Genomic DNA, 24,123 nt, shown 5'->3' with positions numbered 1-24,123 from the left:
CGGTGGGGATGGGATGATGGCGGATCAGGACAAGATCGTCGCGGGCGTGGCGGGCAAGGCGGAAGCGAAGGCGCCGGTGATCGAACTGCGCAATGTGGGCAAGGTGTTTCGCACCGCGGACCGTACGGATCGGGCGGTGCTGGAGGGCGTGAACCTGACTTTGCGCGAGGGCGAGATCGTGGCGATGCTCGGGCGCTCGGGGTCGGGCAAGTCCACGTTGCTGCGGATCATGGCGGGGCTCGTCCCCAGCGATCACGGCGAGGTGCGCTTTCGCGGGGCGCCGCTGGCGGGGGCCGCGGAAGGCATCGCGATGGTGTTCCAATCGTTCGCGCTGTTTCCGTGGCTGTCCGTGCAGCAGAACGTCGAGCTTGGGCTCGAGGCGCAGGGGGTGCCCAAGGCGGAGCGGGCACGGCGGGCCGAGGCGGCGATCGAGTTGATCGGCTTGTCGGGCTTCAACAGCGCGTTGCCGCGCGAGTTGTCCGGAGGCATGCGGCAGCGGGTCGGAATTGCCCGGGCGCTTGTGACGGAGCCGGATCTGTTGCTCATGGACGAAGCGTTCTCCGCGCTCGATGTGCTCACGGGCGAGACGCTGCGGGACGAGATGATCGACCTCTGGGAATCGGGGCGCGCGAACATTCGCAGCATTCTGATCGTTTCGCACAACATCGAAGAGGCCGTAATGATGGCGGACCGCATCGTGATCTTGTCGAGCGATCCGGGGCGGGTGCGGGCTGAAGTTCGGGTGTCTTTTCCGCGGCCGCGGAATCGGGACGATGCGCAGGTACGGGCGTTGATCGACGAGGTCTATGCGTTGATGACGTCCCCTGCGGCGATGGGACCCCGGATGGCGACGCTGGCGGCGGCGCAGCAGATCGGGTTCCGTCTGCCCAATGCGGATATCAGCCGGATGGAAGGGATTCTCGATCTGCTGCTGGAGGCGCCGTTCCTTGGGCGTGCCGATCTGCCGCATCTGGCTGAAGAGGCTGGCCTCACCGACGATGAGTTGTTGCCCGCATGCGAGGCGCTGCAGTTGCTGCATCTGGCTACGCTCGAGCGCGGCGACATCACGGCCACGTCTCTGGGGCGTGCGTACTATGCCGCCGAGCCTGCGGAGCGCAAGGTGCTGTTCGGCCGTCAGGTGCTGCTGCACGTGGCACTGGCCGCGCATATCCGGCGAGAGCTCGAAGCCGCCGAGGATGGGGAGGTCGGGGAGGAGCAGGTGTTGCGCGAGCTCGAGGCGTTTCTCAAGCCCGAGGAAGCGGAGCGGGTGTTGGCGGTGGCGATTGCCTGGGGGCGGTATGGGGAGATTTACGCTTACCAGTACAACAGCGGCATGTTGACGTTGCCGGAGGCGGAGGAGGAGTGAGGCAGCCGGAGGAGGAGTGAGGCCGCCTCTCCGCCCTCTTCGCCCTCTTCGCCCTCTCCCCCCGCTCCTCAATCCTCTTTCCGCATGGCCCGCCCGATGGCCCCCGTCCGCAGCGCGATCTTCGCCGTGTCCTCCCGCAGTGCCCGCAGCCGGCGCTCGAGCAGCGCGTTGGCCGCGCGGCCGGTTGAGCTTGCCGTCGAGCCGCCGTCCGCCTTCGCCATGTCGTTGGCGCCCAGTTCGCCCGACGTCGCCGCCTGAACCAGTACCTCCGCCTTGCGGCGGTCCGCGGAGTCCGCGAGGCGCGCGCGGCGTTCGCTGGCGGCATCGGCTTCGGCTTCCGCCTGGGCCGCCTCGGCCAAGGCTTCCGCCCTGGCGTCCTCCTGCGCTTCCGGTGCCTGATTCGAAAGCACCTCTTCCCGCGCGGGCGCCACCGCATCCGTCGATGACAGCATCACGTCGGCGGCACCCGCCTCCGTCGCGGCGAGGCCAGCGACGGCGACTTCGCCCGGTGTACGGATGAAGCCCACACCGCGCGCGCCATGGATCTCCTCGCCCATGAGCCGCTCGCTCGCCAGCTCCAGACTACGTGTCGCCGCATCGGTCGCCTCCGCCACCGCCGCTTCCGCGGCAGGGAGATCGAGCTCCGCATAATGCTGCCGCACCTGAATCCGCGCGGCCGCGATATGGGCGGCCACCAGATAGTTCTGCAAGATGAACCGATTCAGGTTATCCACCGCGCGGTGCCGGCTCCGCGGTTCGTCCAGCATGCGCTGGAACGACGAGATCAGCGCCGACAGGCTGTCCATGAACTGCTTGCGCTGCACGCGATAGGCATAGTCGTCGCTGCTCTTGCGCAACAGCAGGTCCCGCGTGGCGGCGATATACCGACGGTTGGCCTGCAACACGCTCTCCACGAGCTTGGGAATCGCGCGGTATTCCCAGCTGGGCAGCACGAAGCTGAAGATCGACGCCACCACCCCGCCAATCACCGTGTCGATCAGCCGCTCCACGACAACCGTCTGGCTTCCGGGCGCCAGCAGGTTGATCTGAATGAGCACCTGCACGCACGCCGCGATGGCCGTATAGCGGTACTTGATGGTCACGAACGTCGCGCTCGCCACGAGCGCGAGGAACAGCACGCCCAGCAACAGCAGCGGGTCGTGCACGAAACGCAGGATCACGACGCTGATGATGCAGCCGATCAGCGTACCGATCAGACGATCGTTGTAGCGCTGCTTGGTCATGCTGAAGTTCGGCTTGAGGATCACGACGATCGTCAGCAGGATCCAGTAGCCATGCGAGGCATACGGCAGATGGTCGCCGATCCACAGCCCCACGGCGACCGCCATCGTGATGCGCAGCGAGAAACGAAACGCCGGCGACCGCCAGTTCAGGTTGTCGCGAATGACGCCGAACTCGTACTTCTGGCGCGTCAGGAATGGGGTCATGTCCGAGCCCGGCAGCACCTTGGCCGGCTCGACGGGCGTACGCGACGCCTCGTGCAACTGGCCGATCAGTGTGATGGCGCCCTTGATCATGTCGAGCGTATCGGACAGCGCGGTCATCGCCGCGGCCGGGATATGGTGATGGCGCAGCTGCGCAATCTCCTCTTCCACCCGCTTGATGGTCGGCGCGTAATCGACCGTGGCATACGACGGGCGCCCACGCGTCACGTCGAACGCAATGTCTTCGACGTCCTGCGACATCTTGCGAACGAGGTCGCGCAGCAGGTCGAGCACCGGCGTGCCGCCGAAGGTCTGCCGCAGCATCTGATAGTCGGTATTCGTTGACAGCACGTACTCGTACAGATCGAGCATGCGCAGGTGCACCTGCACGAGCAGCCCGTCGTGCAGGGTCTTGTTGCCGCGCAGGACGAGGTCGCGTGCCGCCTGCTGCCGCTCCGCGACGACCATCTGCTGCCGTACGAGCCGGTTGAACTGCTCGTCGAAGTCGTTACCGGCATCGTAGAACGCGGACTTGATCTCGAGGTAGCCGGAAATTTCGTAGAGCGCTTCCGCAAGAATCTGCTGCCGCGTGCGCTGCTCCGTGATCCAGCTCACGGCCATCGCGTAGATCAGGTACGCCGTGGCGCCGGCACCGAACAGCGCCGTGTGCTCGATGGCCTTGCGCACGACGAACTCTTCGTTGACCGTCAGCGTCATGACGAACAGCGCCGAGAATTGCAGCGACATCGTCTTGTTGCCATACACCGTCAGCATGCCCGCGAAGAACGTGACGGCGACCAGCACGAACGGCATCACGCGCGGAAACGGCACGGCGAGCGCGACGATCAGCGCCACGCCCGTGCACAGCAGCACACTGGCCAGCATCTCGTTGAACTTGTGGTTCAGCGGGCTAGGCAGATCCATCAGGCTCGTGCAGAGCGCGCCGATGGAGACGACCATCGCGCTCGGCAGGTCCATGACCTGCATCGCGAGCAGCGTAATGCCGATGACGCCCGTGGCCGAACGCAGGCCACGGTAGATGTAGTGGGAAAACAGGAACGTGCGGGGATCGTGCGCGTATTCCATGGGGCGAGGCGTGCGGGCGGCGTTCGGTGACACGCGCCGCCCCTTGGGTTATTGACCGAGCCAGCGTGCGCGCAAGGCGTGGCGGCCCTCCTCGACCGTGACGCGGTACTGCGTGGCGGGTTCGCGGCCGAGCTTGACGGGCAGCACGTGCAGTTCGTCGCGGCGGAAGACATGCAGTTCGGCCCGATCGCCGGCGCGATAGCGCGCCAGCAGCTTGTCGAGCTGGCCACCCGTCACGCGCAGGCCGTCGATCGCCGCCAGCAGATCGCCCGCCGAGACGCCTGCGGCCTGCCCCGCGCCATCGTCGAGCACCTGCGTCACGCGCACCCAGCCCTCTTCAACGCGCGTCTTGATGCCGAGCGAGGCCGCGGTGGTGGCCTTCTGCGCCTCCGCCTTGATGCCGAACGCGCGCAGCAGCGGCACGAGGCCGATCTCGCCCGTGCCTTCCGTCAACGCGCGCAGCAGCGTACCGAGGCGCAGACCGCTGACCTCGTCGAACAGCGCATAGACCCCGGCTTCCGTGACGCCGCGCTGTTCATGGCCCGGCGCGTAGAAGTCGCGGCCGTAGCGTTGCCACAGCGCGCGCATGATGTCGTCGAGCGACCGGCGGCCGGCCGTTTTCTCGCGGATCGTCAGGTCGAGCGCGAGCGCGACCAGCGAGCCCTTGGTGTAGTAGCTGACGATCGCGTTCGGCGCGTTCTCGTCCTGCCGGTAATACTTGGTCCACGCGTCGAACGAACTGGCCGCCACGCTTTGCTTGGTGCGGCCGTTACCGCGCAGCACGCCGTTCCACGTCTTGGTGATCATCTCGACGTACTGCTTGGTGTCGATCAGGCCCGTGCGCGCGAGGATCAGGTCGTCGTAGTAGCTGGTGAAACCTTCGAACAGCCACAGCAGCGGCGTGTAGCTCTCCTCATCGAGGCGATACGGCACGAACGCCGCGGGCTTGATGCGCTTGACGTTCCACGTATGGAAATACTCGTGACTGCACAGGCCGAGGAAGGTCCGGTAGCCGTCGCTGGTCTCGCTGTTGCCGCGCACGGGCAGATCGGCGCGCGCGCACATCAGCGCGGTGCTCGCGCGATGCTCCAGGCCGCCGTAGCCATCGGTCGTGACCATCGTCATGAACACGTAGCGGCGGTTGCTGTCGAGGAACGGGGCACGGGCGGAGCGCGGCTCGAACAAGCGGATCTGTGCTTCGCAGATCTGCTTCAGGTCGCGGCAGACGCGTTGCAGATCGAGGCCGGGCACGCGCCCAGTGAAGACGACATCATGCTGGGCGCCGCACGCCTTGAACGTGCCGAGCGTGAACTCGCCCATTTCCACGGGATGATCGACGAGCTCGTCATAGTCGGCGACCTGATAGCGGCCGAAGCCGTACCGCTTGGCGCCGTCGCGGCCGCGAGCCTCGGGCATCGAGGTCGCCACGCGCCAATTGGCGTAAGCATCGCTAGCCGGTTGCGCGATCTCGACGATGCACGGCCGGTCCTGCTGGCCGTCGACGCGCAGGAATACCGAGCTGCCATTGAAGAAACCGTGCGTCGTGTCGAGGTGCGCGCTGCGGACCGACAGGTCCCACGCGTAGACCTCGTAGCGCAGCGAGATCGGACCTTCGCAGGGCGCGGCTTCCCAGGTCTGCTTGTCGACCTTGGTCAGCGCGACCTCGCCGCGCGCATCGTCGGCGCGGATGCGGACGATGTTTCGCGCGAACTCGCGAATCATGTAGCTGCCCGGAATCCAGGCAGGCAGCGAGAAGGTCTGGCCTTCGGGATCCGGAGCGTCCACCGTGACGGTCACGGCGAACAGATGCGCTTCCGGATGGAGAGGGGCGATGGCGTAGCGGATCGGCGTCATGGCCAAGATTGTAGCGCCACGCCCGGCGACCGTCGGCGAACGCTCAGCCGTTCACGTTCACGACCACGCGGCCGCGCATGCCGCCTTCCACGATCTTGTGACCCGCGTCGACCGCCTCCGCGAGCCTGACCTCGTGCGTGATCGCCTGCAGGCGGTCCGGCGCGAGATCCTCGGCCAGACGCGCCCATGCGCGTTCGCGCAGCGGCATCGCGGCCATCACGCTGTCGATGCCGGCCAGCGTCACGCCGCGCAGGATGAACGGTGCCACCGATGCCGGAAAGTCCATGCCCTGCGCCAGCCCGCACGCCGTGACGACGCCGCCGTAACGCACCTGCGCGCAGGCATTGACGAGCGTGTGCGAACCCACCGAGTCGATGACCGCTGCCCAGCGCTCCTTTTGAAGGGGCTTGCCCGGCACGCCAAGTTCGGCGCGATCGATCACGTCGGCCGCGCCTAGCGCGCGCAGGAAGTCCGCTTCGGCGGTCTTGCCGGTGGACGCCGTCACGCGATAGCCGAGCTTCGACAGCACCGCGATCGCCACGGAACCGACGCCGCCCGAAGCTCCCGTGACGAGGATGTCGCCATCGCCGGGCCGCACAGGACCATTGACGCCGCCGCGCTCGAGCGCGAGCACGGACAGCATCGCCGTGTAGCCCGCCGTGCCGATGGCCATCGCCTGCTTCGCGGTGAACGCATCGGGCAGTTTCACGAGCCAGTCGCCCTTGAGTTTCGCGCGCTGCGACAGGCAGCCCCAGTGCGTTTCGCCTACGCCAAAGCCGTTGAGTACGACCTTGTCGCCCGCCTGCCACTTCGGATGGCTCGACGACACCACGGTGCCCGCACCGTCGATACCGGCCACCATCGGCCATTTGCGCACGACGGGGGCGCGGCCCGTAATCGCGAGACCGTCCTTGTAGTTGATAGTCGAGTAGTCGACGGCAACGACCACGTCGCCATCTTCGGGCAGCTGGCTGTCGTCGAGCGCGGTGACCGCGGCTTCCGTCTTGCCGTCGGCCTGTGTCAGCAGCAGGGCGTTGAACGTCATGATGTCTCCTCTATTGTGTTGTGCTTATTTCTTGAGGCTGGCGAACTTGCGCTCCAGCGTGCCAACATCGGCCGCGCCAGGAATGCGCGAGCCGTCGGTGAAGAAGATCGCCGGCGTACCGGTTACGTTCATGCTCTGGCCGAGCTTGAGGTTGTCGTCGATCGGATTCTTGCAGTCGGACTTGCCCGTCACCGCCACGTGATTCAGCATCCAGTCGCGCCACGCCTTCTGGCGGTCGCTCGCGCACCAGATCTGCCTGGACTTCTGCGTCGAGTCAGGCGACAGCACGGGGTACAGGAAGGTGTACACCGTGATGTTGTCCATCTGCTGGAAGGTCTGTTCGATGCGCTTGCAGTACGGGCAGTTCGGATCGGAGAACACGGCGATGGTCCGGCTGCCGTCGCCCTTCGACCACTTGACCGCGCGCGACAGCGGCAGGTCCGACCATTTGATGCGGTTCAGTTCCGCGACGCGCTCTTCGGTCAGGTTCGTGCTCGTCTTGGTGTCGATCAGTTCGCCGTTGAGGATATAGCGGCCGGTCGCATCGGTGTACACCACCTGGTTGCCGAGGCTCACTTCATACAGGCCCGGCACCGGTGTCTTGGTGACGCTTCGCACTTCGGCGCGGCCGCCCACCATTTTCTCGATGGTCGCCTTGATGGTCGCGGTGCTGGGTTCGTCCGCGGCAAGCGCATGCAGCGCGTAGCCGGCGGCAGCGAGACCGCCCGCCAGGGTGACGGCCGCGGTCGCGCGGAGCGATTTGCGGCGGAACGTTTGCAACATGGTGACTCCAGATAGCGGCGGGTGCGTTTCGCGTTTGCCCGTCCGATAGATATTGATATTGATGGGTGTCGCCGTTCAGCCCAGCGCGCGGCCGATCAGAAACTGCTTGAGCATCGACTGCCTGCCCACCGCGCGGATGCCCAGGTTGCGCATGACGCGCGCGGGGCTGCCGGGCAGCGAGAACAGGCGATGCAGGCCGTCCGTCGCCGCGGTGAGGGAAAGCAGGTCGGTCGCGCGCGCGCGCTCGTAACGGCGCAGCAGGCGCAGGTCGCCTTCGCCACGGAACGCTTCTTTGTCGGCCATGACGCGCCCAAGTTCCGTGACGTCGCGTAACCCGAGGTTCATGCCCTGCCCCGCCAGCGGGTGGATGACGTGGGCGGCGTCGCCGACCAGCGCCACGTGCGGCTGCACGAACTGCTCGGCGCGTTGCAGCACCAGCGGAAACCCCTGCGCCGGGGTGATGCAGCGGAGCGTGCCGAAGCGCGCGCCCACGGCGCCCGCGGCCGCCTGCATCACGGTGGCCGCCAAGGCTTCGGGCGACAGCGCGACGAGTTCGCGGGCGTGCGCTTCCTCGGCGGACCAGACCATCGACACGCGGTTGCCGGGCAGCGGCAGCATGGCGAGGATTTCGCCGTTTTCGGCTTCCTCGTCGGCCATGAGCTTCTCGGGCGTGCCGAGGAACCATTGCCACGCGGTGTCGTGATGCGGCAGTTCGCATCGGAAATTGGCCACGACGCCGAGCTGGCGATAGCGCCGCGTGGTGGTGCAGATATGGCTCTGCTGGCGAACCCACGAGCGCGCACCGTCGGCGCCGACCACGCAGGCCGCGCGCACGCGGGCGCCGCTGGCCAGCGTGAGCGTCACGCCGTCGCAATCGCGCTCGAACACCTCGCCCGTGTCGTCGAACCACTGCACCTGATGCTGAAACCGCAGCGCGGTGTCGAGCGTGCGTTCGACGTGGCCGGATTCGATGATCCATGCCAGCTGCGGCACGGCGGCGGCGTACGACGAAAAATGCAGGTCGCCATGGGGCGTGGGATCGGACTCGGCGGCGCTCTGGTCGCCGAACACGCGCATGTCGCGGACGGGCTGCATGCGGGCGGGGTCCAGCGCCTCCCAGACGCGCAGGCGCTCGAGCAGGGCCTGCGAGCTGGCGGAGAAGGCGTAGATCCGGCTGTCCCAGTCATCCTCGCCGGTCCGCGCGGTATCGCTGGCGGGGCGCGGCGCGATCAGCGCGACCTGCATGCCCTGTTGCGCGAGCAGCAAGGCGCAGGCCTTGCCGACGATGCCGCCACCGACCACGGCGATCTGGAAACGAGAAGAGGACGTCGACGACATAGAGTGAGGGCCAGCGGGCTGGCACGGCAGTGGCGCGGCACGCCCGCGTGGCGGACCGATCATGAGGGGGATTATAGCGACGTGACGTGTAGGGAGACGCACGGTGCCGGCGACGCGCGGCCGGCGGCGTACCCGAGATCGGCCGGAAGACGGGGGGAAGGCGGCCGGAAGGCGGCCATCCGCTAGAATACAGCCTTTGCTATTTACCGCCTGACACCATGAGCCTCAAATGCGGCATCGTCGGCCTGCCCAACGTCGGCAAGTCCACGCTGTTCAATGCCCTGACGAAAGCCGGCATCGCCGCCGAAAACTATCCGTTCTGCACGATCGAGCCCAATGTGGGCGTCGTGGAAGTGCCGGATCCGAGGCTCGCGAAGCTGGCCGAGATCGTGAATCCGGAGCGCGTGCTGCCGGCGACGGTCGAGTTCGTCGATATCGCCGGCCTCGTGGCGGGCGCGTCCAAGGGTGAAGGCCTGGGCAACCAGTTCCTCGCCAACATCCGCGAAACCGACGCGATCACGCACGTCGTGCGCTGCTTCGAGGACGAGAACGTGATTCACGTGGCCGGCCGCGTCGATCCGCTGTCGGACATCGAGGTCATCAACACCGAACTCGCGCTGGCCGACCTGGCCACGGTCGAGAAGGCGCTCGCGCGCTACGTCAAGCCGGCCCGCGCTGGCGACAAGGAAGCCATTCGTCTGGTCGCCGTGCTGGAGAAGGCCCAGACCGTCCTCGACCAGGCCAAGGCCGTCCGCACGCTGGACCTCGCCCCGGAAGAGTGGGACGCGCTGCGCCCGTTCTGCCTGATCACCGCCAAGCCGACGATGTACGTGGCCAACGTGCGTGAAGACGGCTTCGAGAACAACCCGCACCTCGATGCCGTGCGCGAGTACGCCAAGACCACGGGCTCCCCGGTCGTGGCCGTGTGCGCCGCCATCGAAGCCGAGATCGCCGACCTCGACGACGCCGACAAGGCCGAATTCCTCGCCGACCTCGGCATGGAAGAACCGGGCCTCGACCGCGTGATCCGCGCGGGCTTCAAGCTGCTGGGCCTGCAAACGTACTTCACCGCCGGCGTCAAGGAAGTCCGCGCCTGGACCATCCACGTGGGCGACACGGCCCCGAAGGCCGCCGGCGTGATCCACACCGACTTCGAACGCGGCTTCATCCGCGCGCAGACGATCGCCTACGACGACTACATCGCGTTCAAGGGCGAACAAGGCGCGAAGGAAAACGGCAAGATGCGGGCGGAAGGCAAGGAATACGTGGTGCACGACGGCGACGTGATGAACTTCCTGTTCAACGTCTGACGCATGGTTGAGGCGTCGTGAAATAGCCCGGCATCTGCCGGGCTTTTTTTCGGCGCTTCCGAGACTCAAAGCTCGCTGAGCCCCTCCCCCTTCATACCCACCAGCAAGGCATGGCCGTTCTTGTCCACGCGGAATTCGCCGTATTGGGCGCGTTCGTAGCGTTTGGCCTGCCCTTCTTCGAAGAACCACGCGTTGGTTGAGACCTGCACGCCGTTGCCGCCCCAGCGCGTGGGGACGTTCTGCACCCGCAGGAGTTGTTCGCCTTCCGCGAGCGGCGTGCCGTCGTGGAGGCGGATGAATTGGGCGATTCTGTTCGCGTCGGTGCGGATGACGACCGTGGCGTCGCGGCGGTCGGTTTGGTGTTGGGCGCTTTGAGCAGCAGCTTGCGCGGCGGCGATTTCGATGGCGAGGGTGAAGTTCAGGGCCATGTAGTCGCCCTGCATCAGCGAACGCGGGTCCACCGGCGCCAGGCGCAGGTAGACGACGTCGCCATCGCGGATGACGCGTTCGTTGCTCGCGATGCCGACCGTGGCGACCGTCAGGGTCAGGAGCCATGCCGCGACGATCCAGCGCTTCATTGAAGGACGTTTCATGATGCGATGCTCCCCGATGGCTGGGCGTTGGCGCGGCTGCGGGCCAGTGCCGCGCGGGCGGCCAGCAGTAGCACGCCGGCCGCCGCCAGCGTGATCGACTTGGCCAGCAGCGTCCATTGCAGCGTGCTGTAGTACCAGATGAAGCCGAACAGGATCGTGGCGATCGACAGCCCTAGCCATGGCAGCGAGCCGCGGCGCAGGGCGAGGGCCAGGCCGAGGAGGCCCGCCGTCACCGCTGGGGCCAGCAGCATCAGGATGCTGAACGCCAGCGCCACGATGAGGACGCCGGCCTGCGTGATGCCGTTCACCGATAGCCGCTGGCATTCCGTGGCCGCGAAGGCAATCAGCGTCAGGCCGAGCAGCGCGCCGCATGCCCAGGCGCCCGGTACGGGCCATGGGCTGCCGGTGCCGAACAGCAGCGCGGCGGGGTTGGCGGCGCCCGTGACGAACAACGCGGCGCCGAGGGCGAAGATCAGCGTGGCGTCGATGGCGGGGGTCCACACGCCGTGGCGGGATATCGCGGCGGTTGTCGCCGCGATTGCCGCCTCCTTGCGTACGAACAGCGTGACGACGGCCATGGCCACCGCGCTGGGTACGCCGACGGTGACGGGCAGCATCATCAGGCGCTGGCCGATCAGGTGGCCGCCCAGCAGCGACAGGCTCACCGTCAGCGCTGTCCATGTCGCGAGCGCGGAGAGGAAGCGGTGCAGGCGGTTCGGGACGGCGATGAACAGCGCGGCTTCGATCGCGGCTACGATCAGCCAGAACGCGCTGTCGCGGATCGCGATGCCGCTGCCCATGACGAGGCTCAGGCCCGCGAGCATCATGCCCTGTCCGCTGAGGCTCAGCGCCAGCGCGAACTGGCTGGCGGCGATGCTCGTCTTCGCGCGGGAAGCACGGTAAAACGCGGCGGCCAGCGCCACCATGACCACGCCGACCACGAACATTGCCGCGCCGTTGCTGCGCGTGAACGCGAAGACGAAGCCGTAGATGAACAGCTGGCAGAAGATCGCCGCGAGCCAACCGGCCGCGCCCATCAGCAGGCGGATGGGCCAAGGGGTGCGGATCGTCGGGACGTACTCGCCTTGCACCGCGCCGCGGGCGGTGAGATCGGTCCAGAGCGTGCGGGCGATGCGGTCGCTACGGTCGCCACGGTCGCTACGGTCGGCGCTCATGCTTTGCCCTCCGCCGTGGCATCGGCCCCGGCGACGTGGCTGCGCCATGCGCGCATCAGCCAGCTGCCGGCGAAGGCCGCCAGTCCAACCACGATCAGCGTCAGCAGCAGGAAGCCGCCGATGTCGTTGGTCACCGCAAGTAGCCAGCGCCCGACCGCCGTCACGATCACGCCGATCGCCGTCAGGCAGGCGAAACTCAGCACGACGATGTCGAAGTCGCGCCACCGGAACCACGCGATCAGCGCGGCCAACGCGACGCCCGCGAGCAGCAGGTTCATCAGCGGTTCGAGTTCATTGAGGCGCGTGCCGACCAGCGCCAGCAGGCCGATCCATCCGGCATAGCCGCAGATCAGCAGCCCGATCAGCCGCGGCCCCGTCATGCCCCGGAAGCCGAAGTCCGATGCCCGCGCGGCGAGCGCATACCAGAGCGCGAGTTGCGCCACCGCCGCGGCCAACAAGATGCGCATGGTGCCGCCTGCGCGATCGGCCGAGAACAGCAGTTCGAGCATGCCGCCCACGCCAAGATTGACGCTGCCATAGCGCAGCAGCGCGACATTGCCGACGACGAGCACGATCCACCAGTGCGGTGCGGCCCTCGCGGCCAGCGCCCATGGCACGGCGAGCACGGTCCACCATGCGAACAGTTGCCAGGCGTCAGCACCGGTCTGGTAGGTCTGGCCGATCACGGCCATCAGCACGCCGGACAGGATCTGCGCGGCGCCCAGCGCGGCAAGGCCCGGCAGGTCGGCAGACGAGCCGGCCAGCGGGGAAGCCTCCGAACGAACGGCCGGGGGCGCCGACGTGTCAGCATCCGGGCCCGGCATCGGACGAGCGACCGCGCGCACCGCCGGGCGGCTCATCGCAAATCCCGCCAGCGCGGTCAGCGCCACGGCAAGCAGACCAAACCGCGCAAACTTGTGAAGCGCCGCCCAGTTGAACGCGAAGAAGACGATCACGCCCGCGCAGATCAGCGCCGCGCCCAATATCAGCAATGCGCGATCGAGCCACCCGCGCCAGTCCGCGCGCGTCGGCAGCGAGGTTTGCCACACCGCCTCCATGTCCTGCGATGCAAGCCGCCCCTGCGCGCGCCAGTCGGCGAGCGCCTGCTGGACGATGCGGCGCGTATCGATGCGATCCGAGAGGTTTTCCAACCGGCATTCTCCGTGTGTCGGCATGGTCGCAATGTAGCAGGCCGTGCGGATAGGTCAAAATCGGTAGGCGCGCGCCACCGCTGCGGTTATGCTTCGCCGCAGTTACCCCCTGCAATGCCCAACCACCACGCCCCGCCATGACCCTGGGAATTCTTGCCGCCATCCACGACGAAGTCGATGCCCTGATCGCCGCCATGCGGCATGAGGATGCCCGTGCCACCGTCCATACGATCGGCATGCGCGACTATCACGTCGGCCATCTGCATGGCCATCCGGTGGTGCTCGTGCTCGCGCGCATGGGCAAGGTCGCGGCCGCCGCGACGACGGTCACGCTGATCCGCGAGTTCAACGTGGACGAGATCGTATTCACGGGACTCGCGGGCGGCGTGGGTGCCGAAACGCGCGTGGGCGATGTGGTCGTCGCCGATCGCACCCTCCAGCACGACCTCGACGCGCGCCCGTTCTTTCCGCGTCACGAGGTGCCGCTGCTCGAACGCGCCGAGTTCCCCGCCGACGCCGGACTCACCGCGCAGCTGTGCCGCGCGGTGGAAGACTTTCTGCGCGAAGACCTTCCCACCTCGGTGCCGCCGGACGTGCGCGCCCGCTTTGGCGTCAGCGAGCCGCGCCTGCACGTCGGCATGATCGCGAGCGGCGACCAGTTCATCAATGCGCCCGCCGCGGTGGGCGAACTGCGTTCCCGCCTGCCCGCGCTGGAGGCCGTGGAGATGGAAGGCGCCGCGCTCGCACAGGTGTGCCACGAGTTCGGCGTGCCCTACGCGGTCATGCGAACGATCTCCGACCGCGCCGACGACAGCGCGCACATCGACTTCGCCGCGTTCCTGAAGGATGTGGCCAGCCACTATTCGGCAGGCGTTCTCGAACGCTTCCTCCGCGCGCGCCAGCCCGCGCGGAAATAAACGTTCCCGCGACATCCGCACGCCTTCCTCAAGCGGCGCTGAGCTTTCGTTGCCGGTTCACGACGGCGCGCGCGTAACCGTTTGTATCGGCTTCGGTAATTCGGACAAGACCATGGCTTCGTGAACAGCGGGATGCAGAGGCAATGGCACGCTGGGCGCCGTCAATCACGATGGAGTCCGCCGGCCATGCCCCGTCCGCTTGGATCCCAGGAGCACTGCTTCTGGCTGCTCGGCCGCAGCACGAGCAACCATATCGTTTACGCTGCGGAGATCGACGGCACCGCGCCGCCGCACGCCTGGCGCGCCGCGTTCGATGCGCTGCAACGCCGCCATCCGCTGCTTCGGGTACGCATTCCCGCCACGCCGAATGGCTATCCCTACTTCGATGCGGGCGCGGATCGGCCGATTCCCGTGCACGTCACCGACGACGCCCCATGGCATGCCGATGGCATCGATGCGGCATGGCTCGACCGGGAGATTGCGCGGGAGCTGATCGAGCCGATCGATCACGACCGGGCGCCATTGATCCGCGCGATCGTCGCGAGCGAGGGAAACAATGGTCGGCGGTCGCTGCTGATCGTCGCGGGCAGCCATACGATCTTCGATGGCATCGGTCTGGCAGGCTGCATCCGCGACGTCCTGCGCGCGCTGGCGGGCGCGGCTCTCGCGCCGTTGCCGGTGCCGCCCTCGCTCAATCAGTTGCTCGATGTCGCCGATGCCCCGCCGCCGACCCGCCCGGTGTCGCTCGACTTACCGCCATCGCCGGATGCCGGCACACCCACCGTCCATCGCCTGCGGCTGTCGCATACGCTCACGGGCGCGCTGCGCCTTCACGCGAGAGCGGCCCACACCACGGTGCATGGCGCCTTGTGCGCGGCGATGCTGTCGACGGGCCGGGCGCATCTTTCGGCGTGGCGGCGGTCGGCGATCAAGCTCGTGTCGCCGATCGACCTGCGGCGGCAGTTCGGCACGGAGGAAGACTGCGCCGTGTACGTGACCGTCGGCAACGCGCTGGTGGAGCCCGACGAGCGGCACGGGTTCTGGGACATGGCGCGCCATATCCTGCGGACAACGAACGTGCCGGGATCGCGCGCATCGGTCAGGGCCGAAACGAGGGACCTGTGCGGCCAGCTTCGCAATGGCCTCGACGCGGCGGGGGTCGTCCGCGCGCGGAGGATGGGTCAGGCGCGCGACCTCATCGTGTCGAATATCGGGCCGTTGCGGTACGACACCCGCATGGGGCCCTACGAGATGACCGCGCTTTGGGGACCGTTCGTGCAGACCGGCGATCGGGGCGATCACATGCTTGGGGTCGCGACGGTGGATGGCCGCCTGCATCTGGGGCTGACGTCGGCGACTGCCGAGGCGGCCGGGTGGCTGGAGGCGGTGAAAGTGACGCTGGAAAGCGCGTTGTCGCCCACCGGGGCGATGATCGAGCTTTAGCGGCTGCTTATCGAGTCCCACCTACCGAGACCCACCTACCGAGACCCACCGAGGGTCATCTGCCGAGCGCCCCTACCGCGCGCGCCGCGCGCTCCGGCCGCCGGCGCCCCGCGATGCCGCCTGCGCGCGCGGGCGGAGCAGTCCCCAGACCGCCACCAGCAAGGCGGCGCCAAGGATGGCGGCGCCCCAACCCATCAGCTGGCCATCGGTGAAGAGGTGCAGCGCCCGGCCGCCGTAGAAGGCGAGCAGCGCGCCAGCGGCACCGAGCGCGGGCGCCGCGATCAGGCTGACCACCCGGCCCGCCGGATGTGTCATCCGAGCCACGCATCCCACGATCGCGCCGACCACCAGCATCCCGAACATCGCTCTCTCCGCTTTCAACTGTGCCTAAAACACCACAAACGGGATCGTACCCCGCGCGCGACCATACGATACTGCATATGTCGGGGATTGCAGCTAAGACCTGCAAGAGTTGCGCCGGGGCGTATAATGACCAGCGCTCCGGCAACGTCCCGGCAAGCACGACTTTCCCCCACAAATGCAACTGCTCGCGATCGGCATCAATCACACGACGGCACCCGTCTCGCTCAGAGAACGGGTGGCGTTTCCGCTCGAGCAGATCAAACCCGCGCTCGGCGCGCTGCGTTCGCACCTCGCGGGCCGCAGCGGGACCGAAGCCGCCATCCTTTCCACCTGCAACCGCACGGAAATCTACTGCGCCACGGACGTACTGAAGCCCGGCGCGGAAGGTTTCGAGCACACGCTGCGCTGGCTGGCCGAGCACCACAACGTGCCGGCGGGCGACCTCGCGCCGCATCTGTATGCACTGCCGCAGTCGGAAGCCGTGCGTCATGCGTTCCGCGTGGCCAGCGGGCTGGATTCGATGGTGCTTGGCGAGACGCAGATCCTTGGTCAGCTCAAGGATGCGGTGCGGACGGCGGGGGAAGCCGGTGCGCTCGGCACGTACCTGAATCAGCTGTTCCAGCGCACGTTCGCGGTGGCCAAGGAAGTCCGCGGCCAGACCGAGATCGGCGCGCATTCGGTGTCGATGGCCGCCGCGGCGGTGCGTCTGGCCCAACGGATTTTCGAGTCGGTCTCCACGCAGCGCGTGCTGTTCATCGGCGCGGGCGAGATGATCGAGTTGTGCGCGACGCACTTTGCCGCGCAGATGCCGCGCCAGATCGTCGTGGCCAACCGTACCGTCGAACGCGGCGAGAAGCTGGCCGAACAACTGGCAGGCCAGGGCCTGACGACGCAGGCGATCCGCCTGTCCGAACTCGGCGAACGGCTGCATGAATTCGACATCGTCGTGTCCTGCACGGCGAGCTCGCTGCCGATCATCGGCCTCGGCGCGGTAGAGCGCGCGGTCAAGCGACGCAAGCATCGCCCGATCATGATGGTCGATCTGGCCGTGCCGCGCGACGTCGAGCCTGAAGTGGCGCGCCTCAACGACGTGTTCCTGTACACCGTCGACGACCTTGGTGCGATCGTCCGCGAAGGCAATGCGATGCGTCAGGCCGCCGTGGCGCAGGCCGAGGCGATCATCGAGACGCGCGTGCAGAACTTCATGCACTGGCTGGAAACGCGAAGCGTGGTGCCTGTCATCCGGGAGATCCAGGCGCAGGGCGAGTCGATGCGCCAGGCCGAGCTCGAACGCGCGCGCAAGATGCTCGCGCGCGGCGACGATCCGGAAGCCGTGCTCGAAGCCCTCTCCGGCGCGCTGACGCGCAAGTTCCTGCACGGCCCGACGCATGCGCTGAACCACACGCAAGGCGACGACCGCGAAGCGCTGCTGCGCCTCGTGCCCGGCCTGTTCCGCCACAGCAGCCATTCCGAGCGCTAGCCCCGCTGCGCATCGCCTCGGCCCCGCCGTGCGGGCCGGCCTCGCTCCCGCGCGCCTGACGGCAAGCCAGCTCAGGCAAGCCACCTCAGGCAGACCAATCAGGCAGGCCATTTCAACCGGCCGGCAACGCCTCCAACCATCCCGCTTCGCCCATGAAACCCAGCATGCTCAACAAGCTCGACCAACTGGCCGAGCGGCTCGACGAAGTCAACGCGCTCCTCGCGCGCGAGGATGCCACCGCCAATATCGACCAGTACCGCAAGCTCTCGCGCGAGCATGCCGAACTGTCACCGGTCGCCGAGCAATACGGGCAATACCGGCAGGCGCAGGAAGACCTCGCCACCGCGCAGGCGCTGCTGTCGGATCCCGAGATGAAGGACTTTGCCGCCGACGAGATCGGCGCCGCGCGGGAACGGCTGGAAACGCTCGAGTCCAGCCTGCAGACGCTGCTGCTGCCGAAGGATCCCAACGACGACCGGAACCTGCTGCTGGAAATCCGCGCCGGCACCGGCGGCGAGGAAAGCGCGCTGTTCGCGGCCGATCTGCTGCGCATGTACACGCGCTACGCCGAGCGCCAGCGCTGGCAGGTGGAGGTCATGAGCGAGTCGCCATCGGACCTCGGCGGCTATCGCGAAGTGATCGTTCGCATTGCCGGTGCGGCCGCGTTCTCGCGCCTGAAGTTCGAGTCGGGCGGCCATCGCGTGCAGCGCGTGCCCGCCACCGAAACGCAGGGCCGCATCCACACGTCGGCCTGCACGGTTGCGGTGATGCCGGAAGCGGATGAAGTCGGCGAGGTCGAGATCAATCCCGCCGACCTGCGCGTCGATACGTTTCGCGCATCGGGCGCCGGCGGCCAGCACATCAACAAGACCGATTCGGCCGTACGCCTGACGCACCTGCCAACGGGGATCGTCGTCGAATGCCAGGACGATCGCAGCCAGCATCGCAACAAGGACAAGGCGATGAAGGTGCTCGCCGCGCGCATCAAGGACATGCAGTTGCGCGCCGCGCAGGCGAAGGAAGCCAGCACGCGCCGCAACCTGATCGGTTCCGGCGACCGCAGCGACCGCATTCGCACGTACAACTTTCCCCAGGGCCGCGTGACGGACCACCGCATCAACCTGACGCTCTACAAGATCGACATGATCATGGACGGCGACATGGAAGAACTCATCGCGGCGCTCTCGGCCGAGCATCAGGCGGACCAGCTGGCCGCGCTCGGCGACGATGCGTGAGGTTTTGTATCTCTTGTAAATGCTTGAAACAGCACTGGTTGCGTAAAGGGCGGTGTCTATAATCGATTTCGACCGGGCCGCCTCCTCGTCACTTCTGCAAGATCAGAGAGCACGCGAGGCGCACGCATGGCCCGGCAGATGTCGACTCCGAAATCAGACACAAGGATGAAATCATGAAGAAACTGCTCGCGCTGCTGATGATCACGACCGCCCTCGCCGCCTGCGGCAAGAAGGAGGAAGCTCCCAAGACGAATGCGGACGCCGCCATGCAAAGCGCGGCCGAGTCGGCGAAGGCTGCCGCCAGCGATGCCGCTGCCGCAGCGGCCAACGCTGCCGACGCCGCCAAGGCCGCCGCCAGCGGCGTGGCATCGGATGTCTCCGCCGCGGCGGAAAAGGCCAAGATCGACGCTGGCTCCGCCATGGCCAACGCCAAGGACGCAGCGCGCGATGCGGTGAACACCACCGCCGACAAGGCAAAGGACGCCGTCAACAAGTAATGACCGCATGCCCGCCGACCGTTCGCGAAGCGCAGATGCTGGCCGCCAGGGCCGGTCTGCCGACGCTCGAGGCGCGCATGCTTCTGACCCACGTGACGGGGCTGTCGCGCACGCAGTTGATCACCCGCGACGGTGACCCGCTGACCGCCGCCCAGCACGAGGCATTGGCCTCGCTGCTGGCGCGGCGCCTCGCCGGCGAGCCAATGGCTTACCTCCTCGGCGAGCGAGAATTCTTCGGCCGGACGTTCCACGTCACGCCCGATGTCCTGATTCCCCGTCCCGATACCGAGATCGCCGTGGAAGCCGTGCTGACGCGGCTGGACGCCTTGCAGACGCCGCGCGTGCTCGACCTCGGCACGGGTTCGGGCGCGCTGGCCGTGACGATCGCGTGCGAGCGACCGGACGCCGAGGTCTGGGCAACGGATATCTCCGAGGGCGCGCTGGCCGTGGCACAGCGCAACGCGCGCACGCTCGGCGCGGCCAACGTGCATTTCCGGATCTCCGACTGGTACGACGCGCTGCCGGACGAGCTGCGTTTCGACCTTATCGTCAGCAATCCGCCCTATATCGCCGCCGGCGACCCGCACCTCGCCGAGGGCGACCTGCGCTTCGAACCCATCGACGCGCTGACCGACCATGGGGACGGCCTGTCCGACCTCGCCGCCATCGTGGCCGGCGCGGCGGTCCGCCTGAAGCCTGGCGGCTGGCTGCTGATGGAACACGGGTATGATCAGGCGGCCGCCACGCGCGCGCTGCTGGAACGTGCCGGCTACGCCGAGGTGTTCAGCGCCCGCGACCTGGGCGGACACGAGCGCTGCACGGGCGGCCGGCTGAGCGCTTGATTTCCGCGGCTGAAGGCGTCATCTGAAGTAAACCCCCGATTCCGGTAAAATCCGCTCCATCGCAGTTTCCATTTCTCCCCGGCAAAATCATGAGTGACGTACAGCAACAGATCGACCAGATCGTCAAGGGCAGCCCCGTCGTGCTGTTCATGAAGGGCACCGCGCAGTTTCCGATGTGCGGATTCTCGGGTCGTGCCATCCAGATCCTGAAGGCCTGCGGTGTGGACACCCCGACCACGGTCAACGTGCTCGAGGACGACGGCATCCGCCAGGGCATCAAGGCCTACGCCAACTGGCCCACCATTCCGCAGCTCTACGTGAACGGCGAGTTCGTCGGCGGCTCGGACATCATGATGGAGATGTACCAGAACGGCGAACTGCAGACCCTGCTGAAGGGCTGATGCGCCGATGCCCGTGCCGCAACGACTGATCGTCGCCATCACGGGCGCAACGGGCGCCATCTACGGCGTCCGGCTGCTACAGGTTCTGAAGGATGTGGCGGATGTGGAAACGCATCTGCTGATCTCGCCTGCCGGCGTCATGAATCTGCAGCATGAACTCGAGGTCGGCCGCGCGGAAGTGGAAGCGCTGGCCGACGTCGTGCACAACGTGCGCGACATTGGCGCGACCATCGCGAGCGGTTCGTTCCGCGCGCATGCCATGGTCGTCGCTCCCTGCTCGATGCGCACGCTTGCTGCCGTCGCGCACGGCCTGTCCGACAACCTCATCACGCGCGCCGCCGATGTCACGCTCAAGGAGCGGCGCAAGCTCGTGCTGATGGTTCGGGAAACCCCGCTCAACCTCGCGCATCTGCGCAACATGACCGCCGTCACGGAGATGGGGGGCATCGTCTTTCCGCCCGTGCCAGGCTTCTACCAGAAGCCGCGCACGATCGAGGAGATGGTCGACCACACCGTGGGCCGCGTGCTCGATCTCGTCGACCTGCATCATGTCGGCGAAACGCTCGCGCCGGGCTGGGGCGGGTTCAACCCGGCGCCGTCGAACGACGCCTGACATTTGCGGGCTTACCAGTGGCGGTAGTAGCGCGGACGGCCGTAGTAGCCGTAGCCGCCGTAGTAATACGGCCGCGGTGACACGACCACCGCCGCGGGCGGGCCATAGTACGCCGGCGCCGGGGCGACGGCGACCGCCGGACCCACGGCCGGTCCGACGGGGGTGGGATAGACCGCGCAGCCACCCATCAGCAGCGCGGCACCTGTTGCGACCATTCCAGTCAGGATTGCTTTCATGTTTTCGTCCTTGGGGCAGGCGGGCTTGTTGTGATGCCCTCGCCTTCCAGAACGTTATACGGCTGCCTTTGGTAATACAGGGTCAAGCCGCTGTAACCCTTGTTACGCTTTGCTACACGCCCTCGCCGTTACACGTCGAAGCGAATGCCCTGCGCGAGCGGCAATGCATCGCCATAGTTGATGGTATTGGTCGCGCGACGCATGTAGGCCTTCCACGCGTCCGACCCCGACTCGCGCCCGCCGCCCGTCGCCTTCTCTCCGCCGAACGCGCCACCGATCTCGGCGCCGCTGGTGCCGATGTTCACGTTGGCAATGCCGCAGTCGCTGCCGGCCGCCGACAGGAAGTACTCCGCCTCGCGCATCGACTCGGTGAAGATGCACGACGACAGCCCGTGCGCGGACGCATTGTTCAGCGCGATGGCTTCGTCCAGCGAGGTGTACGGCATGACGTAGAGAATCGGCGCAAAGGTTTCGGTCAGCATCGTGTCGTGCTGCGTGTCCGTCAGCACGAGCGCCGGACGGACGTAGGAGGCGCGCGGGAGCCGGTCGGCCAGCAGCCGTTCGCCGCCATGCACGACGTTACCCTGCGCGCGGCAACTGGCCAGCGCATTGGCCATCGCGTCGCCGGCGGCGGTGTCGATCAGCGGCCCGACGAGCGTGCCCTCCTGCAGCGGATCGCCCACCGGCAACCGCGCATAGACCTGCCGCAGCCGTTCCACGACGGTCTCGACGAGATCCGCATGCACGAACGCGCGCCGTAGGGTGGTGCAGCGCTGCCCGGCGGTGCCGGCCGCCGCGAAGGTCATCGCGCGAATGGCGAGTTCCACGTCGGCCGACGGCGCGACGATGGCCGCGTTGTTGCCGCCGAGCTCTAGAATCGTCCGCTTGAACAGCCCCGCGCATACCGTACCGACCTCGCGCCCCATGCGCGTGGAACCGGTCGCGCTGATCAGCCGCACGGACGGATGTCGCACGAGGTGATGCCCCAGCGTGTGGCCGCCCGGCAGCACCGTGGCAATGCCGACGTACTGCGGCGCCTCGGACGCGATCACGCGATCGAGCAGCCCCTGCGCGGCCACCGCGCATAGCGGCGTCTTCTCCGACGGCTTCCACACCACGCCATTGCCGCAGACGAGCGCGAGCGCGGCATTCCACGCCCACACCGCCACGGGAAAGTTGAACGCCGAGATCACGCCGCACAGCCCATACGGATGCCACGTCTCGCGCATGGCATGCCGCGGCCGCTCGGAGGCGATCGTCAGGCCATGCAACTGCCGCGACAATCCCACCGCGAAGTCGCAGATATCGATCATCTCCTGCACTTCGCCAAGACCTTCCTGAAGGATCTTGCCCGACTCGAGCGAGACGAGCCTTCCCAGCGGCTCCTTGTAGCGTCGCAGGGTCTCGCCAAATCGGCGCACCAGCTCGCCGCGCGCGGGCGCCGGTGCGAGCGCCCAGGTGCTGAATGCCTCGTGCGCACGTGCAATGCGTTCGTCGGCCTCGGCCACATCGCATTCGCGCAGATGCCCGAACACCTCCCCATCGACCGGCGAGCGCAACGGCAACATCCCAGCGCGGCTGCCGGCCACGCCGCCCTCCAAAGCCTCCCACGCGGGCGGCAACCCCATGGCCTGCCAGCAGGCCGCAACGTCTTGTGCTTTCATGCGATGGTTTCCCAAGCAGTGGGTTCAGGTTCTTTCCCGCCGGCCCGTGAACACCATGCGCGACAACACCACATAGGACACCATGGCCATGAAGGGTGTGAGGATCAGTTGCCCGAGAATCGGCTCTGCGATCCATCGTTCCAGCAGCGTCAGGCAAATGAGATTGACGACGTAGATGAAACCATATGTCACTACAAACCGGGGCAATCTGGCAAGCGTCATATCGCGAAACGCATAGCCCCCCAGCGTGACAAAGTTGAAGCAGATGCCCATCACGATGCCCACGATCAACGCTAGCCATGGCGACGCACCCAGCAGGATGGCTCCCGAATACACGAGCCATCCGAACAGCGAGTTGAAGGCGCCGGCGATGAGGAACCGGATGAGCGTTGCGTAACGCTGGAAAGTCATCGTAGCGGCCGGTAACCGAATGACAGCATGTTGCCGACATTGAAGCTCAGCTTCATGTCGGCCAGGCCGATCGCGTCGAGGCTCTTGATCAAGTTCTGCTTGAGCCCGACGCCGAGGGGAAGCAACCGCATCCAGTAACGCAGCGCATAGCGATTCCGGAAACTGTGGACGTCGATCGAGTCGAAATCGTTGCGCTCCAGGAGCTGCCGGATGCTCTTCGGCGAGAACAGCTGCATGTGCTCGATATCGATGATCGGGGAACGCTTGCCGAGCAGCCGGTTCACGCCACTGCGATAATCATGCGTCACGAGCGCGATGGCGCCACCGGGCCTGAGCAGGCGACCGGCCGCGGCCACGATGTCATGGGGGTCCCTGACATGCTCCAGCGTCATGAAGCAGCAGATGAAGTCGAAGCTTTCGGGCTGAAAATCCGACTCCCTGAAGATCGCCTCCTTGAGCCAGCCTTGCCGATGCGGCGGCGCGGCGGCGATGGCGGCCGCCGAGGGCTCGACACCCTGCGTGACCTTGAACCCCTGCGACCGCAGGACATCGAGAAAAATTCCCGTGCCCGCTCCGATCTCCAGTGCCGCGTCCCTGCGCGGGAGGCGGCTCAACACCGGCATCACGGCCTTGCCATACGCCGCGGCGGCATCGTCCGCCTCCTGCGCGCTGTCGAAGCTGGCGACGTGATACGCCTGCGCAAGTATCGACTGATCCGGCGGATCATTGGCATACACCAGATCGCAAGTGGGACACTGTACCAATTGATGGTTCATGAACTCGGGCAGCTTGCGCGAAGCAAAGCTGAAAGCCGACATCTGCGCGGGATCGATGTTCTGCTTCATGAAAAGCTTCGCCTCGGACGCTTGCGTGCC

At 66.9% G+C, this 24,123-nt stretch carries 23 protein-coding genes; 10 read left to right on the top strand and 13 right to left on the bottom strand.

Translation table 11 applies throughout. The annotated features are described in order from the left end of the window. Positions 1 to 16 precede the first annotated feature (16 nt). Entirely contained in the window at positions 17 to 1,366 is a 1,350-nt protein-coding gene (locus tag KHP16_RS25860) for an ABC transporter ATP-binding protein (RefSeq protein WP_211961430.1), read from the top strand. Between the two features lie 68 nt (positions 1,367 to 1,434). Here KHP16_RS25860 and KHP16_RS25855 read toward each other — a convergent pair whose 3' ends face one another. The 5 genes from KHP16_RS25855 to KHP16_RS25835 form a co-directional block, all read right to left on the bottom strand. After that, the gene (locus KHP16_RS25855) at positions 1,435 to 3,897 is read right to left on the bottom strand and encodes an FUSC family protein (RefSeq protein WP_211961429.1); all 2,463 of its coding nucleotides are present in this window, start codon (positions 3,895 to 3,897) and stop codon (positions 1,435 to 1,437) included. Between the two features lie 48 nt (positions 3,898 to 3,945). Further along, the gene (locus KHP16_RS25850) at positions 3,946 to 5,751 is read right to left on the bottom strand and encodes a M61 family metallopeptidase (RefSeq protein ID WP_211961419.1); all 1,806 of its coding nucleotides are present in this window, start codon (positions 5,749 to 5,751) and stop codon (positions 3,946 to 3,948) included. Between the two features lie 43 nt (positions 5,752 to 5,794). Then, positions 5,795 to 6,796 (bottom strand): acrylyl-CoA reductase (NADPH), encoded by a 1,002-nt coding sequence (gene acuI / locus KHP16_RS25845; protein ID WP_115955441.1) that lies wholly within the window; start codon positions 6,794 to 6,796, stop codon positions 5,795 to 5,797. A gap of 24 nt (positions 6,797 to 6,820) precedes the next feature. Continuing rightward, on the bottom strand, positions 6,821 to 7,579 hold the full coding sequence (locus KHP16_RS25840; protein WP_109585198.1) for a DsbC family protein: 759 nt from the start codon (positions 7,577 to 7,579) through the stop codon (positions 6,821 to 6,823). A 75-nt stretch (positions 7,580 to 7,654) separates the two neighbouring features. Beyond that, positions 7,655 to 8,917 (bottom strand): UbiH/UbiF family hydroxylase, encoded by a 1,263-nt coding sequence (locus KHP16_RS25835; protein ID WP_109585197.1) that lies wholly within the window; start codon positions 8,915 to 8,917, stop codon positions 7,655 to 7,657. Between the two features lie 218 nt (positions 8,918 to 9,135). On the opposite strand from KHP16_RS25835, the gene ychF reads away from it, so the two are divergent. Further along, positions 9,136 to 10,227 carry a redox-regulated ATPase YchF gene (ychF, locus tag KHP16_RS25830; protein ID WP_109585196.1) on the top strand — a complete coding sequence of 364 codons (1,092 nt, stop codon included), beginning with the start codon at positions 9,136 to 9,138 and terminating at the stop codon, positions 10,225 to 10,227. Positions 10,228 to 10,292: 65 nt separating this feature from the next. On the opposite strand, the gene KHP16_RS25825 is transcribed toward ychF, so the two are convergent. Genes KHP16_RS25825 through KHP16_RS25815 form a run of 3 tightly spaced genes read right to left on the bottom strand, consistent with a single transcriptional unit; the run spans position 10,293 to position 13,146 of the window. Further along, positions 10,293 to 10,805, bottom strand: coding sequence for a GDYXXLXY domain-containing protein (locus tag KHP16_RS25825; RefSeq protein ID WP_211961418.1), 513 nt, complete (start codon positions 10,803 to 10,805; stop codon positions 10,293 to 10,295). Between the two features lie 11 nt (positions 10,806 to 10,816). Beyond that, positions 10,817 to 11,995 (bottom strand): DUF4401 domain-containing protein, encoded by a 1,179-nt coding sequence (locus KHP16_RS25820; RefSeq protein WP_211961417.1) that lies wholly within the window; start codon positions 11,993 to 11,995, stop codon positions 10,817 to 10,819. Continuing rightward, a complete protein-coding gene (locus KHP16_RS25815; RefSeq protein ID WP_244836042.1) occupies positions 11,992 to 13,146 on the bottom strand; it encodes a DUF2157 domain-containing protein in 1,155 nt (384 codons plus the stop codon). The genes KHP16_RS25820 and KHP16_RS25815 overlap by 4 nt, the downstream gene beginning before the upstream one ends. A 137-nt stretch (positions 13,147 to 13,283) precedes the next feature. Here KHP16_RS25815 and KHP16_RS25810 point away from each other — a divergent pair, with 137 nt between their 5' ends. Together KHP16_RS25810 and KHP16_RS25805 are read left to right on the top strand one after the other, a co-directional pair. After that, positions 13,284 to 14,063 (top strand): 5'-methylthioadenosine/adenosylhomocysteine nucleosidase, encoded by a 780-nt coding sequence (locus KHP16_RS25810; protein ID WP_115955449.1) that lies wholly within the window; start codon positions 13,284 to 13,286, stop codon positions 14,061 to 14,063. A 186-nt stretch (positions 14,064 to 14,249) separates the two neighbouring features. Then, the gene (locus KHP16_RS25805; protein ID WP_211961415.1) at positions 14,250 to 15,506 is read left to right on the top strand and encodes a phthiocerol/phthiodiolone dimycocerosyl transferase family protein; all 1,257 of its coding nucleotides are present in this window, start codon (positions 14,250 to 14,252) and stop codon (positions 15,504 to 15,506) included. A gap of 72 nt (positions 15,507 to 15,578) precedes the next feature. Here the strand turns inward: KHP16_RS25805 and KHP16_RS25800 are convergent, their stop codons facing one another. Then, entirely contained in the window at positions 15,579 to 15,869 is a 291-nt protein-coding gene (locus tag KHP16_RS25800) for a hypothetical protein (RefSeq protein ID WP_211961414.1), read from the bottom strand. Between the two features lie 175 nt (positions 15,870 to 16,044). Here KHP16_RS25800 and hemA point away from each other — a divergent pair, with 175 nt between their 5' ends. The 6 genes from hemA (at position 16,045) to KHP16_RS25770 (ending at position 20,937) form a co-directional block, all read left to right on the top strand. After that, complete coding sequence (gene hemA, locus KHP16_RS25795) at positions 16,045 to 17,349, top strand: glutamyl-tRNA reductase (RefSeq protein ID WP_109585189.1); 1,305 nt, start codon at positions 16,045 to 16,047, stop codon at positions 17,347 to 17,349. A gap of 152 nt (positions 17,350 to 17,501) precedes the next feature. Continuing rightward, positions 17,502 to 18,584, top strand: coding sequence for a peptide chain release factor 1 (gene prfA / locus KHP16_RS25790; RefSeq protein WP_109585188.1), 1,083 nt, complete (start codon positions 17,502 to 17,504; stop codon positions 18,582 to 18,584). Between the two features lie 173 nt (positions 18,585 to 18,757). Continuing rightward, positions 18,758 to 19,081 (top strand): hypothetical protein, encoded by a 324-nt coding sequence (locus KHP16_RS25785; RefSeq protein WP_109585187.1) that lies wholly within the window; start codon positions 18,758 to 18,760, stop codon positions 19,079 to 19,081. Further along, complete coding sequence (gene prmC / locus KHP16_RS25780; RefSeq protein WP_115955455.1) at positions 19,081 to 19,923, top strand: peptide chain release factor N(5)-glutamine methyltransferase; 843 nt, start codon at positions 19,081 to 19,083, stop codon at positions 19,921 to 19,923. Before KHP16_RS25785 ends, prmC begins: the two co-directional genes overlap by 1 nt. 89 nt (positions 19,924 to 20,012) lie before the next feature. After that, positions 20,013 to 20,324, top strand: coding sequence for a Grx4 family monothiol glutaredoxin (grxD, locus tag KHP16_RS25775; RefSeq protein ID WP_109585185.1), 312 nt, complete (start codon positions 20,013 to 20,015; stop codon positions 20,322 to 20,324). A gap of 13 nt (positions 20,325 to 20,337) precedes the next feature. Next, a complete protein-coding gene (locus KHP16_RS25770; protein WP_415831416.1) occupies positions 20,338 to 20,937 on the top strand; it encodes a UbiX family flavin prenyltransferase in 600 nt (199 codons plus the stop codon). 11 nt (positions 20,938 to 20,948) lie between these two features. Here the strand turns inward: KHP16_RS25770 and KHP16_RS25765 are convergent, their stop codons facing one another. The 4 genes from KHP16_RS25765 to KHP16_RS25750 all read right to left on the bottom strand — a co-directional run bounded on the left by KHP16_RS25765 (position 20,949) and on the right by KHP16_RS25750 (position 24,093). After that, a complete protein-coding gene (locus KHP16_RS25765; RefSeq protein WP_109585183.1) occupies positions 20,949 to 21,173 on the bottom strand; it encodes a hypothetical protein in 225 nt (74 codons plus the stop codon). Positions 21,174 to 21,301: 128 nt separating this feature from the next. Further along, positions 21,302 to 22,837, bottom strand: coding sequence for an L-piperidine-6-carboxylate dehydrogenase (amaB, locus tag KHP16_RS25760; protein WP_211961412.1), 1,536 nt, complete (start codon positions 22,835 to 22,837; stop codon positions 21,302 to 21,304). Positions 22,838 to 22,861: 24 nt separating this feature from the next. After that, entirely contained in the window at positions 22,862 to 23,248 is a 387-nt protein-coding gene (locus KHP16_RS25755) for a GtrA family protein (protein WP_115955461.1), read from the bottom strand. Further along, positions 23,245 to 24,093 (bottom strand): class I SAM-dependent methyltransferase, encoded by an 849-nt coding sequence (locus tag KHP16_RS25750; RefSeq protein ID WP_244214862.1) that lies wholly within the window; start codon positions 24,091 to 24,093, stop codon positions 23,245 to 23,247. Before KHP16_RS25750 ends, KHP16_RS25755 begins: the two co-directional genes overlap by 4 nt. Positions 24,094 to 24,123 lie beyond the last annotated feature (30 nt).

The sequence above is a fragment of the Cupriavidus plantarum genome, assembly GCF_905397285.1.
In the GTDB taxonomy this organism is placed as follows: domain Bacteria; phylum Pseudomonadota; class Gammaproteobacteria; order Burkholderiales; family Burkholderiaceae; genus Cupriavidus; species Cupriavidus plantarum.
The sequence above is the reverse complement of the archived record's forward strand: the minus strand, read 5'-3'. Positions and strand labels throughout refer to the sequence as shown.